At 62.5% G+C, this 14,574-nt stretch carries 22 protein-coding genes and 1 tRNA gene; 12 read left to right on the top strand and 11 right to left on the bottom strand.

Features of this window, described 5'->3' with window-relative positions; all coding sequences use genetic code 11:
• Positions 1 to 394 precede the first annotated feature (394 nt).
• Complete coding sequence (locus ACYCVF_RS12375) at positions 395 to 691, bottom strand: HU family DNA-binding protein (RefSeq protein ID WP_018323108.1); 297 nt, start codon at positions 689 to 691, stop codon at positions 395 to 397.
• Positions 692 to 1,021: 330 nt separating this feature from the next.
• On the opposite strand from ACYCVF_RS12375, the gene ACYCVF_RS12380 reads away from it, so the two are divergent.
• Positions 1,022 to 1,516 (top strand): hypothetical protein, encoded by a 495-nt coding sequence (locus ACYCVF_RS12380; RefSeq protein WP_459595792.1) that lies wholly within the window; start codon positions 1,022 to 1,024, stop codon positions 1,514 to 1,516.
• Positions 1,517 to 1,847: 331 nt separating this feature from the next.
• Complete coding sequence (locus ACYCVF_RS12385; protein ID WP_459595793.1) at positions 1,848 to 2,150, top strand: hypothetical protein; 303 nt, start codon at positions 1,848 to 1,850, stop codon at positions 2,148 to 2,150.
• 619 nt (positions 2,151 to 2,769) lie between these two features.
• On the opposite strand, the gene ACYCVF_RS12390 is transcribed toward ACYCVF_RS12385, so the two are convergent.
• The 3 genes from ACYCVF_RS12390 to ACYCVF_RS12400 form a co-directional block, all read right to left on the bottom strand.
• A complete protein-coding gene (locus ACYCVF_RS12390) occupies positions 2,770 to 2,982 on the bottom strand; it encodes a DUF2934 domain-containing protein (RefSeq protein ID WP_459595794.1) in 213 nt (70 codons plus the stop codon).
• Positions 2,983 to 3,156: 174 nt separating this feature from the next.
• Positions 3,157 to 3,381, bottom strand: a complete 225-nt coding sequence (locus ACYCVF_RS12395) for a hypothetical protein (RefSeq protein WP_459612931.1) — start codon at positions 3,379 to 3,381, stop codon at positions 3,157 to 3,159.
• A complete protein-coding gene (locus ACYCVF_RS12400) occupies positions 3,378 to 3,572 on the bottom strand; it encodes a hypothetical protein (RefSeq protein ID WP_459606425.1) in 195 nt (64 codons plus the stop codon). The genes ACYCVF_RS12395 and ACYCVF_RS12400 overlap by 4 nt, the downstream gene beginning before the upstream one ends.
• A gap of 128 nt (positions 3,573 to 3,700) precedes the next feature.
• On the opposite strand from ACYCVF_RS12400, the gene ACYCVF_RS12405 reads away from it, so the two are divergent.
• The 3 genes from ACYCVF_RS12405 to ACYCVF_RS12415 are packed head-to-tail and all read left to right on the top strand — an operon-like array spanning position 3,701 to position 4,289.
• Positions 3,701 to 3,892, top strand: coding sequence for a DUF3072 domain-containing protein (locus tag ACYCVF_RS12405; protein WP_459595797.1), 192 nt, complete (start codon positions 3,701 to 3,703; stop codon positions 3,890 to 3,892).
• Between the two features lie 58 nt (positions 3,893 to 3,950).
• Positions 3,951 to 4,103, top strand: a complete 153-nt coding sequence (locus ACYCVF_RS12410; protein WP_459595798.1) for a hypothetical protein — start codon at positions 3,951 to 3,953, stop codon at positions 4,101 to 4,103.
• A 33-nt stretch (positions 4,104 to 4,136) separates the two neighbouring features.
• A complete protein-coding gene (locus tag ACYCVF_RS12415) occupies positions 4,137 to 4,289 on the top strand; it encodes a hypothetical protein (RefSeq protein ID WP_459595799.1) in 153 nt (50 codons plus the stop codon).
• A 289-nt stretch (positions 4,290 to 4,578) separates the two neighbouring features.
• On the opposite strand, the gene ACYCVF_RS12420 is transcribed toward ACYCVF_RS12415, so the two are convergent.
• Positions 4,579 to 4,710, bottom strand: a complete 132-nt coding sequence (locus ACYCVF_RS12420; RefSeq protein ID WP_459595800.1) for a hypothetical protein — start codon at positions 4,708 to 4,710, stop codon at positions 4,579 to 4,581.
• Positions 4,711 to 5,025: 315 nt separating this feature from the next.
• Entirely contained in the window at positions 5,026 to 5,220 is a 195-nt protein-coding gene (locus tag ACYCVF_RS12425) for a hypothetical protein (RefSeq protein WP_459595801.1), read from the bottom strand.
• Positions 5,221 to 5,986: 766 nt separating this feature from the next.
• Between ACYCVF_RS12425 and ACYCVF_RS12430 the strand changes: the two genes are divergently transcribed.
• Both ACYCVF_RS12430 and ACYCVF_RS12435 read left to right on the top strand, forming a co-directional pair.
• A complete protein-coding gene (locus ACYCVF_RS12430; RefSeq protein WP_459595802.1) occupies positions 5,987 to 6,439 on the top strand; it encodes a VOC family protein in 453 nt (150 codons plus the stop codon).
• A gap of 288 nt (positions 6,440 to 6,727) precedes the next feature.
• Positions 6,728 to 7,366, top strand: a complete 639-nt coding sequence (locus ACYCVF_RS12435) for a glutathione S-transferase family protein (RefSeq protein ID WP_459595803.1) — start codon at positions 6,728 to 6,730, stop codon at positions 7,364 to 7,366.
• 277 nt (positions 7,367 to 7,643) lie between these two features.
• Here the strand turns inward: ACYCVF_RS12435 and ACYCVF_RS12440 are convergent, their stop codons facing one another.
• From ACYCVF_RS12440 to ACYCVF_RS12450, 3 genes are read right to left on the bottom strand one after another with little or no spacing between them, the layout of a single operon-like run.
• A complete protein-coding gene (locus ACYCVF_RS12440; RefSeq protein ID WP_459595804.1) occupies positions 7,644 to 7,811 on the bottom strand; it encodes a hypothetical protein in 168 nt (55 codons plus the stop codon).
• A 5-nt stretch (positions 7,812 to 7,816) separates the two neighbouring features.
• Positions 7,817 to 8,062 carry a hypothetical protein gene (locus ACYCVF_RS12445; protein ID WP_459596457.1) on the bottom strand — a complete coding sequence of 82 codons (246 nt, stop codon included), beginning with the start codon at positions 8,060 to 8,062 and terminating at the stop codon, positions 7,817 to 7,819.
• A 56-nt stretch (positions 8,063 to 8,118) separates the two neighbouring features.
• Positions 8,119 to 8,373, bottom strand: a complete 255-nt coding sequence (locus ACYCVF_RS12450; RefSeq protein WP_440640194.1) for a PilZ domain-containing protein — start codon at positions 8,371 to 8,373, stop codon at positions 8,119 to 8,121.
• A 225-nt stretch (positions 8,374 to 8,598) separates the two neighbouring features.
• On the opposite strand from ACYCVF_RS12450, the gene ACYCVF_RS12455 reads away from it, so the two are divergent.
• A tRNA-Glu gene (locus ACYCVF_RS12455) sits at positions 8,599 to 8,673 on the top strand.
• Positions 8,674 to 8,688: 15 nt separating this feature from the next.
• Here ACYCVF_RS12455 and ACYCVF_RS12460 read toward each other — a convergent pair.
• Together ACYCVF_RS12460 and ACYCVF_RS12465 are read right to left on the bottom strand one after the other, a co-directional pair.
• Positions 8,689 to 9,198 (bottom strand): site-specific integrase, encoded by a 510-nt coding sequence (locus tag ACYCVF_RS12460; protein WP_459595805.1) that lies wholly within the window; start codon positions 9,196 to 9,198, stop codon positions 8,689 to 8,691.
• A 145-nt stretch (positions 9,199 to 9,343) separates the two neighbouring features.
• The gene (locus tag ACYCVF_RS12465; RefSeq protein ID WP_459595806.1) at positions 9,344 to 10,615 is read right to left on the bottom strand and encodes a hypothetical protein; all 1,272 of its coding nucleotides are present in this window, start codon (positions 10,613 to 10,615) and stop codon (positions 9,344 to 9,346) included.
• 378 nt (positions 10,616 to 10,993) lie between these two features.
• Between ACYCVF_RS12465 and ACYCVF_RS12470 the strand changes: the two genes are divergently transcribed.
• From ACYCVF_RS12470 to ACYCVF_RS12485, 4 genes are all read left to right on the top strand, one after another.
• Positions 10,994 to 11,659 carry a hypothetical protein gene (locus ACYCVF_RS12470; protein ID WP_459595807.1) on the top strand — a complete coding sequence of 222 codons (666 nt, stop codon included), beginning with the start codon at positions 10,994 to 10,996 and terminating at the stop codon, positions 11,657 to 11,659.
• A gap of 229 nt (positions 11,660 to 11,888) precedes the next feature.
• Positions 11,889 to 12,146, top strand: coding sequence for a hypothetical protein (locus ACYCVF_RS12475; protein ID WP_459595808.1), 258 nt, complete (start codon positions 11,889 to 11,891; stop codon positions 12,144 to 12,146).
• Between the two features lie 526 nt (positions 12,147 to 12,672).
• Positions 12,673 to 13,713, top strand: coding sequence for a PrsW family glutamic-type intramembrane protease (locus ACYCVF_RS12480; RefSeq protein ID WP_459595809.1), 1,041 nt, complete (start codon positions 12,673 to 12,675; stop codon positions 13,711 to 13,713).
• A gap of 85 nt (positions 13,714 to 13,798) precedes the next feature.
• Positions 13,799 to 14,377 carry an HdeD family acid-resistance protein gene (locus ACYCVF_RS12485; protein WP_459595810.1) on the top strand — a complete coding sequence of 193 codons (579 nt, stop codon included), beginning with the start codon at positions 13,799 to 13,801 and terminating at the stop codon, positions 14,375 to 14,377.
• The last annotated feature ends 197 nt before the right edge of the window (positions 14,378 to 14,574 follow it).

The raw sequence follows: 14,574 nt of genomic DNA on the forward strand, positions 1-14,574 counted from the left end.
CGCCGTCAGCCCGAAGAGCCTCGCGCGAAAGCGCGGGGTTTTTCTTCTTTTGTGAAGCCGTAATTTGGCTGGGCGCGCCGATTGCAGCGACCCGAAAGCGGCACCGCCCCTCGCACCGACCGGGGAAAATCATCGCAGCCGTTCGGCTTCAAGAACCTCGCACCGAGAGATACTCATCGAGGCGCGGATCGTTTGCGAACCTCGTGAGAACGAAATCCCGATGGATTTCGCTCTCCCGGCTTGGGGAAAACCGCACAGCCCGTCGGCGCAGCGACGGGCGCGCTTTATTGATCGCCGTGGCGATCTCCGGCATCGTCACTGCCGGGCACCACCTTGTCGTCAGCCATTGATCGCTGCGCTGTCTGGCGAAAGCGGCAACGACATTGCCGGCGCCTCAGACGGCGTCCTTGGCCACCTTCAGCGGCGAGGCCTTGACCGACTTGCTCGCGGGCTTCGCCGCAAACTGCATCGGCTCCTTGGTGAAGGGATTGACGCCCATGCGGGCTTCGGTCGCGGGCTTGTTCACCACCGACATCTTCACGAAGCCTGGAATGACGAACTCGCCGGACTCGTTGAGCTCCTTGTAGCCGACCGTCGCCATGTACTCGATCACCGACTTCACGTCGTTCTTCGAAAGCTGCGTGCCCTCGGCGATCGCATCGATCAGCTGGGTCTTCGTCATCTTCGCCATGTTTCTGAATTCCTTTGAATGGGTGCGCGCGTAAACTCTGCTGTGGACGCGGACGGACCCGCGGAGGCGCGCTTCTGATTCATGCCAGAGGTCATGAAGTGACCGGGCTTAGAGCCCATCGAAGCTGAAAACGCAAGCAGGGCTTCTGCGGAGTTCCCGACTTCCCACCGCTTGTGTTGAACCATATGCCGGCTGGCGCGTCTCATTGTTGAAGTCCCCAAGCTTCACCCCATTCAGGGAGCCCCGCTTCCCCCAAGCGAGGTTTTCGCTTTTGATTCCCGGCAGAACACCGCGGCTGCTATATGGTCCGGTATTTCTTGCGAGGGGCTCATGAAGGTTGCCATCGTCATCGCCGGCTTGATCGTTGTCGCCGCTGCCGCCGTGATGGCGATCCGGCCAGACCTCTTGAAGCCTGCATCCCTGGCACATGTGAAGAAGTCCGACATTTTCGGCTTCTCCCCCGGCATGACGTTCGAGGAGACCGACAGGCTCGTCGGTCAACGTCGTTACCGCTGCCGCCAGGGTGGGGGTTCGTACATCCTCGAATGCGACATCAATGGCGCCAAGGTCACGGTCACCAGCGACGACGCGGACTCCAGGCATCCCATCCGGCGCGTCACTGCGGAGTTGAATAGTCCCGCACCACAAGACGCTGCGGTCAAATCGATCTCGGAGCAGTTCAATTCCGAGCCCATCAAGGACTCCCGCGAGGGATGGACATGGATCGTCGGCCGCGGATTCAAGCTGAGCTATGACGGCATCGCCCTGCAGCTCACCGACGAGGCCACGGACGCGCGGCCCCGGAAGGAAGAAGCAAAGCGCTAAGAGCGTCTTCGAGCGAAGTGGACAACGGTTTCGCGTCAACAAAACGCGTCAAGGCAAGAATCTAGAGCCGCGCTCCGATTCCACGGAACGCGAAAGTCTCCAGGCGGAGCATGATCCGGAGCCGGACGGCTCATCGCCGCAAAGTGTGCGGCGTTTTTTCCGGAGGATCAGGCGCAGACGACGAGCGCGCCACGATCATTCATCCTGATCTCGTCGCGCCTTTGGCACGTCGCCTCGTCGAGAAACATGTGGCCAGCCTCGTTTGTTGAGACTTCGGTAACCTAACGCAGCCACTCTCCTCACCAGGTATTGTTGCGTTGGAGTATCCGCCGTGCTGGATTTTGACGAGCTGCGTGAACTCGCGGCAGACGTTCGCGTGTTTATCGACCTCGCCGACGACAAGGCCGAAGCGGTCAAGGCCGTCATCGCGGCCTACGACGTGGTCCTGGCCATCTTCCCGTCGCAGGAAGGCATGGGTCTCCATGTCATCAAAGGCAAAGAGATCCTCAGCGAAATCGCGACGTCCCGCACCCATGCGGTCTACAGCCACACGGCCATCGCGGTCCCGGACCTCGAGCATGCAGAAGTGCTCAAATACCTGACCGCTCCGGTCGAGCAGCGGATCGCGGCCTGATTGCAATTGGCGCATCAACCTCCTGAGGGCCCGCCGCGGGCGGACGTCTCGAATGGGCCGCGAGAGATAACCGTGGCGCGTGCCGTTCGTTTTGAACCTTCCGCCGGCTGAAGCGTCTTACAGTTGAAGCGTCCCCAAGCTTCACCCCGACAGAGAACCCCGCTTCCCCCCGGCGGGGTTTTCGCCTTTGGCGCTGCATCAGCCCGCCCCTGATTTCAAGCCCTTCTTTGCCGTTGACCCGGCGATCGCTTGCCCGCACCATTTACGATGGGCAGCGTTTTGAGGAGGCGTGATGCCGAAAACCCTGGTGGAATTCAGAGCGCAGAACCTTCGTTTGCTTCAACGGCTTTGTCCCGACGACCCGCGATATATTGAATCCTGGCTGAAGCAATTCGATGAGCAGAACGGGATCGCATCCGAAGTTCATTTGAAGTCCGGCAAGACCCGAGGTGCTTCTCCGCGCAAGCGGGCGTCCGCAACGGGCAGGACCAGATCATCTCGTCGTTCGGTTCATTCGGTTTCATGAGACGGGAGCCGTTCGCGCCGGACCGGCGCGAAGCGGCGCGTCAAGACGAGAGTCCGGCGCTTCGGTTCTGCTTCAAGCAGAACCGCTAATCCTCTATGCGGCGCGGCGCTTCTTTCGCTGAGCCGCAGGTTTGGCTTTCTGCTTATCGGAGCTTGTCCTCGAGACCCGCGCAACGGTTGCGAGAGATGCGGAGAGGATCTCGCGTTGCGCTTCGAGCCAGTGTCTTTCGGCGTGGCCGTGCTCGGCACCGCCCTCCATCCAAAGCTGATAGGCACGCTCGCGGATCGCTCGTTCCAAGTCTGACATCGCTGTCCTCTCCGATTTCGAGCGGCATCCTGAGCGGGGTCGGTTAACAAGCTCTCAAGCGAGAGACGTTCCGTTGCCGGAACACAAGGCCTCGTCTGCCAAGCTGCATTCGCAAAGCGCAAACGTAAGCACCGAGCCGCGCGGACGCACCAGCGCCGGCACTGGCCGCGCGCCTCACGGAATGTCCCCCACTTTCCGGCTGTCGCCGATTGAAACCGGCTTGTTGAGGAAATACTCGCGGTTGCCCGTCGCGGCCTCCGCATACTGATCGATCGCCACGATGATGGCCTGGACATGGGCATAGCACCACCCTTCCCGCGTTGCCCTTCGGCGAACGTCCTCGAGCGCGGTCAGGAAGGGCGACAGCTCTCTCTCGTCGTCGAACCAGCGCCGGCTCACCATGTCCTCCCGCCGAGAACCCTGCCCTTGGTCGGGCGCGGTTGCGCCGCCTTCAGCGCATCTCGCTCCGCGCAAAGGGCTTCAATCTTCGCCTCCATCCGCGACAGCAGCGCTTCGGCCGAAGCAGTCCCGATCCCTGCCCGTTGCAGCTGGAGGATCTCCTTCCGCTGCCTGCCCATCTGGATGCGCATCCGTTCGATCTCCCGCCTGACGAAGTCCAGATCCGGCATGTTCCGCCTCGCGATTTTGAATATGGTCCAAGAGAACAAAAAAGGAACGGAAAGTCGAGTCCGACGTTGGACGGAAAAGGAGATTGGTGATGGCCGACAACACCCAGAAGGACCCGAAGGACTGGGTTTCCGGGGACGATCCGATGACGGGAGCCCAGGAATCCTACCTCAAGACCCTCGCCGAGCAGGCGCATCGGGACCTGCCCAGAGAAGAGCTGACCAAAGCCGAGGCCTCGGAGCTGATCGACGAGATGCGGCAAAAGGCCGGGCTGGAGCGCTGACCCGTATTCTTGCGGGAATGCGGAGCCATGTGTATGCAAACGAAATTGGGAATCGAAAATGCCTTATTTCGTTTGCGCCCGCGACGGAGCGGGCCAGATCATCCTGAAGCGCGACACACGCGAAGCGGCCGAGAAGAAGGCCGCCGAGCTCCGCGACATGGGCTATTTCGAAGTCGAGATCATCGCGAAGGATGTCGAGAAGGCGGCGTGAGGAACGGGTGTCTTGCGGCCGAGTTGGCCATGCATGACCAAAGCATCGCTCCAGCACCAGGCCGACCACGCCGAAGCTCTCGCCGCACAGACGGCGGATGGCGAAATCAGAGAAGCTCTGCTGAAGGCTGCGGAGGAATACCGGGCCCAGCTTGAGAGCGGTGAGGACAAAGCCGAGCCTGAGTAAGGCGCGCCGTATTGGATCAGCAAGCTATCGCGTCTGATCTCGGCGGAAGCTTGCGCGCGCCTCGCCTTCGAGACGACCACCTTTCTGTGATCTCCTTAGCATGAAGCTCATCGGTTAGTGCGGGTGGAAGCTGCGGCCGCGCACTCTGTATTCAAACTGAGGAGCCCCCCGCGACGAGCGTCTCGAAGGAAGGCTGCAGGAAACACACTCAAATGCGAAGCCCAGCTTTTCGCTCCGGCGCGACCATGATGGTTTTCGCACAAGATGCCGATCGTGGCATTGGACTTCTTCAAAAAAGGTCGCCGGCGAACTTTATGATGCTGACGATCAGGCCTGATAGGCATGCCGCGATGCCGAGATCGGCCAGGTAAAGCAATGCCCGACGTTCGTCCTCGGTCAGTTCTGCCAGAGCCTTGCGCATCTTCCCTCTCCATGGCTTCGATGGAGCTCGTCGTCATAGAGGACATTCAGCAGATTGCTGATAGCTCGCCAGAACACCGAGGTCTGTTTGACGGCTTCCCATCACGCCGCATGCTGGTACTCCACCCACTTTGCGGAGCAACGCGAATACGAACGGAGCGTTCCTTGCACAGTCCTTTGAATGAGCTCACCTGCAGCCTTTCAGAATTTGCCGGAGGCTTTGCACGGCTGCGCCCCGGCGGAATTTCGGCCGGTGAAAAGCCCCGCTTAGGTGCTCACGGCCTTGAGTGAAAGCCTGCGGGGGAAATCGTATCCTTCAAACGCTATCGCGCATTTGTTTCCGTCCGATGCGATGACCAATCGCACCAAGGACTCCGGCCAGGAAACACATTACGAGGAACTTGCTCCAACCCGGTCCGTCGAAAACGAACTTGTTCACGATGAGTGCAATCAAAACGCCGTAGCCGGCGAAGATCAGGCCTTTCCACCGTATCGTCCAGTCGTAGCTCATCGCCGTCCCCTTAGTTGAGAGTTGGACAAGCAGTACCGCAAGGCAATCGGGCCATCTGTGAGTAACCGCACTCAAGAATGCTTGATGAATATATGTTCTGGCTCAAGCTTCTCCGCATATCCAAGACCTCAACCATTTCTGCGGAGGCGCTTACGCCGGCATGCTTCTTCTGTTTGAACAGGAAATAGTCATTCCCTTTCTGGCGCCATGCGTCTCTAGGCGAGTGCATTGGCTCTCAAACTATTCTCAATGCATCGGTTGATGGCACCTCTCGGGGGGGCTCCTGTCCTTGCGGGTCGGTCATCTACACCTCCTCGATTCAAGCTAGCCAAAGTTCCTGAAGCCGATGAAGAGCAACCCGAACATCAGGAATTATCAGACCCGTTCCGGCAATCACCAGCAGTGCCGCTTTCCACCACGCGAGGCCGCGCTTCTGTACCCGCAAGGAAAGCGCGGCTGCGAAGCTGGCGAAAGCGTCCAGGGTGAACGCTGCATCGTGACTAGGTCACGATACGTAATTCAGGTTCATTTTACACCCCGCCTGCGGCGCTATCCCGGCCCGCCCCAGGCCCTTTGGGCATTAAGGCGGTTCGGCACCCACACGGGTTGGTCAGAACTGCAGCAGATCCTGCATCTGGGGTCATCAGGGCAACGTGAGTTTCACCCGCACGTATGTCAGTGCCACCATACGGATTTTGCTGCTAGTTTATGCTCCCAGTGCCCAGCCGCACGTAAGAACTGCAAACGTCTCAAGGAGTCTTCCAAAATGCGATACCTTCACACCATGCTGCGCGTGCGCAATCTCGATGTCGCGCTGAAGTTCTATCAGGATGCGCTGGGCTTGAAGGAGGTGCGGCGGATCGAGAACGACAAGGGACGCTTCACGCTGGTTTTCCTCTGCTCGGCGGACGATCTCGAGGCACTGAAGAAGCAGCCGCAGACGCGCGGCGCGCCGCTGGTCGAGCTCACTTACAACTGGGACGAGGAGAAATATGGCGAGGATCGCTTCTTCGGCCATCTCGCCTATGAGGTCGACGACATCTACGCCACCTGCGAGAAGCTGATGAAGGCCGGCGTCACCATCAACCGGCCGCCGCGCGACGGCAACATGGCTTTCGTCCGCTCGCCGGACCTGCATTCGATCGAGCTCTTGCAGAAGGGCGATCCGAAGCCGCCGCAGGAGCCGTGGCTGTCGATGCCCAACATCGGTCACTGGTAGGTTTGCGCGCGGGAACAAGCGCGCACGGTCCGCGTTCATCCTCCAGTGATGCGATTGGAGGAGAATACAATGGCGAGAGGGCTGTTGCTGTGGATGGTTGGCGTGCCGATCCCCGTGATCATTTTGTTGTGGCTGTTCTTCGGCCGCTGACCGTCGGGTTGAACCTTGCAATGGAAGCTCCGCCTCGTGCGGAGCTTTTTGCATGAGGGGCGCGCCGCAATCTCGCATCGCGCAAAGCAGCGAATTCCGCTATCACCCGCAGCAATCGACAATGCGGGGAGACGCTTCATGCCTGATACCAAGCTCACGATCTGGGGCCGCGCCAATTCGGTCAACGTGCAGAAGGCGCTGTGGTGCCTGACCGAGCTTGGCCTCGCTTACGAGCGCATCGACGCCGGCATGAGTTACGGCAGGACGCGCGAGGTCGAGTATCTCGCCATGAACCCCAATGCGCGGATCCCGACGCTGGTCGAGGGCGACTTCGTGCTGTGGGAGTCCAATTCCATCATGCGCTATCTTTGCCTCGCACATGGCCTGGGCACGCCGATCTATCCGGAGGCGCCGAAGCTGCGCGCCAGCGTCGACCGCTGGCTCGACTGGACGCTGTCGACGGTGCAGCCGGTCGATCGCCCGGTGTTCTGGGGCATCGTGCGCACGCCGCCCGCCGAGCGCGACATGATCCAGGTGCAGCGGGATGCCGACGCCGCCGCCGAGGTCTGGGCCATCGCCGACCGCCTGCTCTCCTCGCGCCGCTTCATCGAGGGCGATGCATTCACGCTCGCCGACATCGCGATCGGATCCTATGCGCGGCGCTGGCTCGGGGTCGAAGGCATCAGCCGGCCGGCGCAGCCGCACCTCACCCGCTGGCTCGCCGAACTCGGCAAACGGCCAGGATTTGCACAGTTCGTGGCACCGCCGATGTCGTGAGCGCTGGCCGGGCGCACGCGGCCGCGATCACGCGAGGAATCGTCGTCGTGGCGCAGCCGCTCCGCGCTCGAGCAGCCTGCGGACGTCGTCGCGTGAGCGGAGGTGATGTCTGAGCAGCCGCGCGTTCGATCGGCCGCATCTTCAACGATGACATCATACCCCTGTTTTGCCCGACGCGTCAAAGACACATTCGCAAAATCCTAAAAGTGACAATGCTCAGCGTTTTCCGTGGCTTGGCTACTGTGCATGGGGTTGTTTTCGCGGTTTTGTCGGGGTGCTAGCGCCAGCCGCGCTCCGCCACCAGGACGGCGATGATGAGCACCAGCGTCACCGCGGCGGTCGCCAGCCGTGCCGTCCAGCTCAGCCCGCGGCCGATCCACCACAGCAGCGCGCAGTACATCAGCACGGGGACGATGATATCGAGCCGCAACAGATCCGCCGGCATGGCCGTCAGCGCCGGATGGCGGTGTCGATGCTGATCGAGCCGCCGATCTTCACGCAGGTCCCGGTGCCCTCGACCATGACGAAGCGCGGGCCGTAGGCGGCACAGGAGCCTGCCCTCGCCTTCCCGGCGGTGCTCTTTAACGGCAGGGCGTTGCCCGCCTGCGGCCGTTCGGCAGGCGGCAGACGCAGGCTCTCTGCCGCGGTCGCGGACGTGGCCAGCAGCGAGATCAGGATGAGGAGCGGCGTGCGCATCGCCGCCTTGTAGCCCGGACCGGCGCCGCGCGCCATCGGGGCGGCCGGGTCTGCGATCAGATGAACCTGACGCCCGCCGACTTGCCGCGGCGCCAGACCACCTGGCAGCTCCGCCCGGTGCGTGCGTCGCGTGCGAACGCCATCCGGATCACGCCGGGAAGCTGGCTCGCGTCCTCGTCCATCGTGATCTTCGCGCCCGTGTCCGAGATGTCCTGCACCAGGCAGTGCCGCGCAGCGAATCCGCCGTCGAGCGTGATCCAGGCGTGCTGGGACAGCAGCTTGCGGGCTGCGCGCTTTTTCGGCGGTGGCATTAGCGAAAATCTCCCCGTCCAGCGCTACGCAGGGAACCCTAAGAAATCGTTGAAATCGCCTCCGAATGTTCCCGGAGCCGGCGCTGTCCACCGGAGCCGGAAGTCCGTTCCCGAACGGCTTGCCCGGGAGCGCAAAGGCCACTATACGTTCGCCCGCTGCAAGCCGCCGGGCCCTGTTCGGCCGGCCAGCGGCCGTGCCGCGGAAAGCGGCGGGGCCCTGCGTTTGCTCCCTTCGTCTATCGGTTAGGACGCCACCCTTTCACGGTGGAGAGAGCGGTTCGATTCCGCTAGGGAGCGCCAAAAAAGACCGAACAATCATAGCGTTGTAGGCAGATTAGCCAGCCCGGTTAGCCAGGCTTCGGGCGCCGCCAATTCATCAGCGGTTCCATCGCCATCCCCGCCATGACCTCCTGCTCGGCCTCCCGGCTGTAAAGCTCGGCGTGCTCGATGTTGTCGATCAGGCGCCCCCGGGTTGTCGCCATGTGCAGCGCCAGTTGCTTCCGAGCGTCTTGCGCAGCCCGTCCGGCGGCATGCCGGCGGCCTTGGTCCAGCGCCGCATGCGACCGTCAGGCCCTTGGCGCTGAACGGCTTGCCCCGAGCGGTCATGACCACGAACGACCGCTCCTCAAGATCCCGGATCGCGTCGAGCGCGTCCTGTAGATTCGGATGGATGGGCAGCACCAGCGCCTTGCCCGTCTTTTGCTTGAACTCGGCCGGCTTAACCCGCGTCACGTCCGACCGGCGGTGCCCGAAATAGAGCGCCGCCGAATAGACCAGCCGCGGCGTTGTGCCGACAGGCCAGCGGGCCTCGAACTTGTCGAGCATCTCGTCCGGCCACGCCTTCCAACCCTTATAGCCGGGCCGATACTTCACCCGGTGAGTCGGATCGTTCCGCGCCGACCAGCTTGCGGATCACCCGCAGCAAATGAGCCGCAGCGTGCGGCGTTTCGGACCTGCGCGCGAGCAGAGGTCAAGAGCCGCGCTCCGACATACTGAGGCCGACGCGCATTGTACTCGCAGCTTCGAAGATCGTAATGCCGCGGGACCGGATCAAATCGTCGACCTGGTCAGGTGTCAGCTTGCCGGCTGCGATCATCTGATCCGTCTTGAAGTCGTCAACCACAAATGCCTTGCCAGCATCGCGGCAAATAAGGTTGGCTTGGCGGCAGAGCACCGGCCCATGCAGTTGAGCGACCCTGTTGACCATGTCGATGTGCCGACGCTCTGCAGCATAGACACTTGCCCGAAATGACTGGTTCAACAGCACCTCCGCGCTTTCCTGTCGCGTGGAGGCGATCAGGCGAAGCGCCAGCAAGGCAACTGCGATGTCACGTCTCGGCCCGCTGTTGGTTTGCGCGAGCGCCGTACCGACGCCGACACCCGCTGCAAACATCAGATCGAAGGCGGCGTTGCCAAAGACTCCATCGCCAAGCCATTGCACCATGCAGGAAAGCAGCCCCCAGCCTACCATAAGTGCTGTAAACCGCGCGCCGCGGCCGCCTTCGACAACTGCCCATATGCCCCAGATCACAACAGCAAGAACGATCCATTGCAGGTGACCGAGTTGGCTAATCAGGTGCCCAAGCCTATACGCGCGAGGCGTCAGCAAGTTATCGACGAATCCGAGTCCGAAAATCGCGACGCAAATAGCTAGGCCCGCACCAGCGGCAAGACCGCTCATCACGACCGGACGCAGCCGTCCTTGTAACAATAGCCACGAGACTGCCGTGAGTGGGATGCCGATGTTGTTGTGCTTCCAGAATCCAGCGACCACCATCACGAGCAGCGCCGGCTCGACTGTCTTTCCCACCTTGTCCCTCTTAAGAAACCAAACGAGGCCAGCGCCCATGATCGCAAGGCCGGCAATCTGAGGATCATTCGCTCCAACGTAAGAGGTCGCGTTGTGCGCCATTAAAGATACGTACCAGAGCGCGCCGAGCACCCCGCCCAGAATCGCTCCCGTGAGGAACCGCACGATCAGCACGATCTCGATGGCAATGCCGATCAGCCCCACGATCGAGAGAGCGCGCCCGGCAAACAGAGGATCGCCGAAAATCCTCCCGAGCCAGCCGACTACGAAAAACGAAAGTGGCGGGTAGTTGTTTACGATAAGCTGATCGGAGCCAGGATACAGCGGCAGGCCGGCCGCCGCGGCATCCTGATGATAGGCGTTCCACGATTCGGTAAACCAGATCTCGATCGGGAACTGCGCCCGCCAGATCGGCCATACCATGAAATACACTGCGAGCGCGCCCAGCGCGCACACGTGCACGATGCCCCGTTTAGTCAGCTCCCCAGCCATATCTGGCTAATAGGCACAACTACTGAGGGAGTGCAACCGTGGCGCTACCGGACAACGCGGTAAACCTTCGCCCAGCGTGTCGCCCGGAAGACGACCCGAGCGCCGACGCAAATGAACGACCGGTTAGCCAGGCGTGAAGAACGTGCGAGCAACATGCCGGCGAAACTACTGGGCTAACCATTTGACTTATCGAATCGTGGCGCTTCCGCTAGGGAGCGCCAGCTGCGCGATGGCCTGCCAACGCAGGCAATCCTGAGCCGGCATGAACTCCCGGCCTCCGACTTCCGACCAATCTCCGATCGGAACCGGTATAGGCCCATGGAGCAGCGCGAAACCATCCCCGAAAGCCATTCCGGCGCTGCCCTGCAGCCGCCGCCCTGGATGCATCGTGCGCCCTCCCATGCCCCGGACCGGCGTGCCAGGATGCTGGAGCACATGGCGCGTGCCAGATCGCTTCCGCAGCGCCAGGCTGCGGCCACGCGGCCCCTCGCATCGTCGCCGCTCGCGGCCGGCATGACGATTCTCGGTGATGCCTACGGCTACGCAGTCCTGTTCGGCATCATTACGCTCCTGGTCCAGTCCAGCATTCCTCTCTACCTCGGCGCGTTTCTCTTCCTGAGCGACGGCACGCGCATCGAAAGCGCACTCGGAACGATAGGGATCAGGTTCGAGCCCGACACGATCGGGCCCGACATCGTCAAGGGCTCCGCGTTCTGGTTCACCTGGATCGCGCTGCTCGTGTCCATGAGAAGCTCCGTCCCCGCCTGGCTCGCCGCTTGGACGCCACCGGCCGTCTCATGGTCATCGGTCGCCGGCATCGCTCTCGCGCTCGCCATTTTCGATGCGCTCGCAGCGCTGACGCTCCGGCGCGCAGGTCCGACGTTCGGATTGGCGATCAGCCCGGACGGCCCGGCTTGGACGACGATCAAGCTCGTCCTACTCGCTGGCGCGCTGGCGCTGCTGGTGTTGCTCGGGCTGGTCTGAACGCTATCGCTTGCGCCGCGACGAGATTGCGACTTTACGCCGCCAGCTATCGCGCCAGCTCCGTTCGCGCGCTTCCCGGAAATTGACCCTGCCGATATGCGCCGCCGCAGTCGGCCCGAGGACAGGCCGGACGAATCATTGCCCTATCATGGCCCCATTTGCGGGATCAGTTTTTATGGGTCCGGCCTCGCGACGGGCGTCATTTGCGGACTTGCGATCGGGGAACCGAATGGCAGTCGACAAGATCGCAGTTGAGAAGATCACGTGGGACAGGGTCGGCCGGGTCACCCAGCCCGGACGCTATATGTACACGTTCGGCTGGCTCACCATCACCGCCGGCGACCTCGAGATCTGGAGGCGATATCCGCAGGCTGCCTTCACGCTGCTCGCGCAGCATTCCGAGCCGCACGAGACCGTCGGCGAGGAATTCCATCTGGGCGCCTTCGACATCGCACCCGACGCCCCGCCACCGTTCACCCGGCACTGAGGGCCGAAAGCGCGGGCCATTCGCGGGAACGCTGGCACGAGCGTTGCTTCATCATCGCCATGATACACATCCCTGCCGTCGATCAGGCCTTCCTGCTGCTGCTCATCGTCTTCTGCCTCGGCACGTGCCTCGTCCGCGCGTTCTGGGAGCTGAAGCAAATCCGGGCACGCCGGATCGCTCCACCGCCCCGGGGGCGGATGACCAAGCGGGGCTAAGGCCGCCGGCAGCGCACTCTGCCATGGAGAGAGGCCATCCCCCTCCGCGGATCCGCTGCCGAGACACATGCGCCGTGAATCGAGGAAACCCGCACATTCCTTTGATCGGACTTGCCAATCTGAACCGGGCCCTGGGCGCGCGGCAATTGCCATGGATGACGAGCATCTTTTGTCATGCAATTGATTACGCTTGTATTCGCCGATGAACGGAAGCCGTCGCGCGCGTTAAGCGAGCCGACAGCAGGCGCATGACACATGGTCGCATCGGTGAACGTAGATAAGCGGATCAAGGGAACCTATTTTCGGCGCCAATGTACCTGATCGAAGCGCTCCCCACCGTCATTGGAACTGCCGCCATCGCCCCGGCGCTGCTCATGCTGTGGCTCGTCATCGCGGCTGAAGAGCGCCCCGGCCCGCCAGCCCAGGTCTGGACTGCGTTCCTGCTCGGCGCGGCCAGCATTTCCCTCCTCGGCCTCGCCCGCGCCCCCTTCGCCAAGATGGTCGCAGCCCCCGACGATCCCTGGGCGGCCTTGGCCATGCATTCGATCTTCGGCGTCGCGCTGCCCGAGGAAGCCGTCAAGGTGATCGCCATCGTGCTGATCTCCTCGACCAAGCGGCGGACCTTCGCCAATCCGATGGACACCGTGGTCTATGGCGCCGCGGTCGGCCTCGGCTTCGCCGCTTACGAGAACCTCGCCTATCTGGTCCAGCACGCGGAGATGTGGCGTTCGCTGGCCGCCCTGCGCAGCGTGCTGACCGTGCCCTTCCACGGCGCGCTCGGCATCATTGCGGGCGCTTACCTGACGATTGCGCGCGCCGGCACGGCGTTGGGCGCGAACCGCCACCATCGCGACTGGGCCCGTCTTTCCAGCCGGCTGTTGATCTTCGCCGCTCCGCTCGCGCTGCATTCGGCCTTCGACTTTCCGCTGCTGACGCTGCAGCGCATGCCCGATCTCGATCCGACGCTCCGGATGTGGCTGGGTGCCGCGAGCCTCTTGATCGGCTTCGGCTCGATTGCTTTCGCCATCCGCCTGGTTCGGCGTGTCGCGCGCCACCATGCGCCGCGGACCGACGTCGCACGCGAGCGGCTCAGCCAGCTCCGCCGGATGTGGGCGCTGCTGCTGGCCGGCGGCGGCATCGGCTTTCTCGGGCTCGCCTTCGTGCTGACCTCGATCCATCACTGGCTGATCAACCCCGAGCGCAACCTGACACTGGCGCTGATTCCGATCGGCTTCGTCTCGATCCTCCTCGGCCTTGCGCTTCTGATTGTCACAACGGCGATCTACATTCTCGGCCGCAACCGCATCCGCACAAGCGCGGACGGGTTTTCCTCGGCGCCTGGCGGCGGCTGAGGCGCGGGATGGTAAGCACCGTGCACACCGAGTAGATTGAGCTCAGATTGAGCTGCATGGGCGGCTTTGCGAGATCGAGACCATCATGACATCGCCTGAGGAATTTTCACGGCTGCAATCCGCAATGAACCAGGCGGTCAAGACGCATTGGAAGGCCTTCCTGTTCGAGGGCATCCTGCTCGTGGTTCTCGGCGTTGCCGCATTGGTGCTCCCGCCGCTCGCGAGTCTTGCGACCGCGATCTTCCTCGGCTGGATGTTCCTGATCGGCGGCATCGGCGGACTGATCGCGACCTATTGGGCGCGCAGCACGCCTGGCTTCTGGTGGTCGCTGGTCTCGGCCGCGCTGGCCGTGCTCACCGGTATGCTGCTGCTGGCCCGGCCGATGCAGGCCGTGCTGACGCTGACCATCGTGCTCGGCGCCTATTTCCTCGCCGAGGGCGTCGCCACCATCATGTATGCGCTGGAGCATCGCCGCGAGCTCAGCGGCCGCTGGTCGTGGCTCCTGGTCTCCGGCCTCGTCGACATCGCGATCTCGTTCATGGTGATCACGGGACTGCCGAGCTCGGCGGACTGGGCGATCGGCGTCCTCGTCGGTATCAACCTGCTTTTCGGCGGCGCCACCCTGATCGGCATGGCGCTGGCGGCACGCAAGAACAACACCTGAAGTTTCCCGCTGCCCGACGCGCGCTTTGGGGGGTGACAACCCGCCAGCGGCACGCTATATGGCCGGTCATGATCACCGTCGCCACCAGCTATTTTTGGTACTTTAGCTACGACAGCTCGCTGGCGGCGGGAGGATCGCGCTCAATCTGACACATTGCAGCAAACGTCCGAACAAGCCGCCAGACCTGGCGGCTTTTT

It is taken from the genome of Bradyrhizobium cedriense, from assembly GCF_054602315.1.

Excerpts from the sequence above, each read along its gene's own strand:
- ACYCVF_RS12375 (WP_018323108.1), bottom strand. The coding sequence starts at position 691 with ATGGCGAAGATGACGAAGACCCAGCTGATCGATGCGATCGCCGAGGGC.
- ACYCVF_RS12380 (WP_459595792.1), top strand. The coding sequence starts at position 1,022 with ATGAAGGTTGCCATCGTCATCGCCGGCTTGATCGTTGTCGCCGCTGCC.
- ACYCVF_RS12390 (WP_459595794.1), bottom strand. The coding sequence starts at position 2,982 with ATGTCAGACTTGGAACGAGCGATCCGCGAGCGTGCCTATCAGCTTTGG.
- ACYCVF_RS12400 (WP_459606425.1), bottom strand. The coding sequence starts at position 3,572 with ATGCGCATCCAGATGGGCAGGCAGCGGAAGGAGATCCTCCAGCTGCAA.
- ACYCVF_RS12405 (WP_459595797.1), top strand. The coding sequence starts at position 3,701 with ATGGCCGACAACACCCAGAAGGACCCGAAGGACTGGGTTTCCGGGGAC.
- ACYCVF_RS12410 (WP_459595798.1), top strand. The coding sequence starts at position 3,951 with ATGCCTTATTTCGTTTGCGCCCGCGACGGAGCGGGCCAGATCATCCTG.
- ACYCVF_RS12415 (WP_459595799.1), top strand. The coding sequence starts at position 4,137 with ATGACCAAAGCATCGCTCCAGCACCAGGCCGACCACGCCGAAGCTCTC.
- ACYCVF_RS12420 (WP_459595800.1), bottom strand. The coding sequence starts at position 4,710 with ATGCGCAAGGCTCTGGCAGAACTGACCGAGGACGAACGTCGGGCATTG.
- ACYCVF_RS12425 (WP_459595801.1), bottom strand. The coding sequence starts at position 5,220 with ATGAGCTACGACTGGACGATACGGTGGAAAGGCCTGATCTTCGCCGGC.
- ACYCVF_RS12430 (WP_459595802.1), top strand. The coding sequence starts at position 5,987 with ATGCGATACCTTCACACCATGCTGCGCGTGCGCAATCTCGATGTCGCG.
- ACYCVF_RS12435 (WP_459595803.1), top strand. The coding sequence starts at position 6,728 with ATGCCTGATACCAAGCTCACGATCTGGGGCCGCGCCAATTCGGTCAAC.
- ACYCVF_RS12440 (WP_459595804.1), bottom strand. The coding sequence starts at position 7,811 with ATGCCGGCGGATCTGTTGCGGCTCGATATCATCGTCCCCGTGCTGATG.
- ACYCVF_RS12445 (WP_459596457.1), bottom strand. The coding sequence starts at position 8,062 with ATGCGCACGCCGCTCCTCATCCTGATCTCGCTGCTGGCCACGTCCGCG.
- ACYCVF_RS12450 (WP_440640194.1), bottom strand. The coding sequence starts at position 8,373 with ATGCCACCGCCGAAAAAGCGCGCAGCCCGCAAGCTGCTGTCCCAGCAC.
- ACYCVF_RS12460 (WP_459595805.1), bottom strand. The coding sequence starts at position 9,198 with ATGCTCGACAAGTTCGAGGCCCGCTGGCCTGTCGGCACAACGCCGCGG.
- ACYCVF_RS12470 (WP_459595807.1), top strand. The coding sequence starts at position 10,994 with ATGGAGCAGCGCGAAACCATCCCCGAAAGCCATTCCGGCGCTGCCCTG.
- ACYCVF_RS12475 (WP_459595808.1), top strand. The coding sequence starts at position 11,889 with ATGGCAGTCGACAAGATCGCAGTTGAGAAGATCACGTGGGACAGGGTC.
- ACYCVF_RS12480 (WP_459595809.1), top strand. The coding sequence starts at position 12,673 with ATGTACCTGATCGAAGCGCTCCCCACCGTCATTGGAACTGCCGCCATC.
- ACYCVF_RS12485 (WP_459595810.1), top strand. The coding sequence starts at position 13,799 with ATGACATCGCCTGAGGAATTTTCACGGCTGCAATCCGCAATGAACCAG.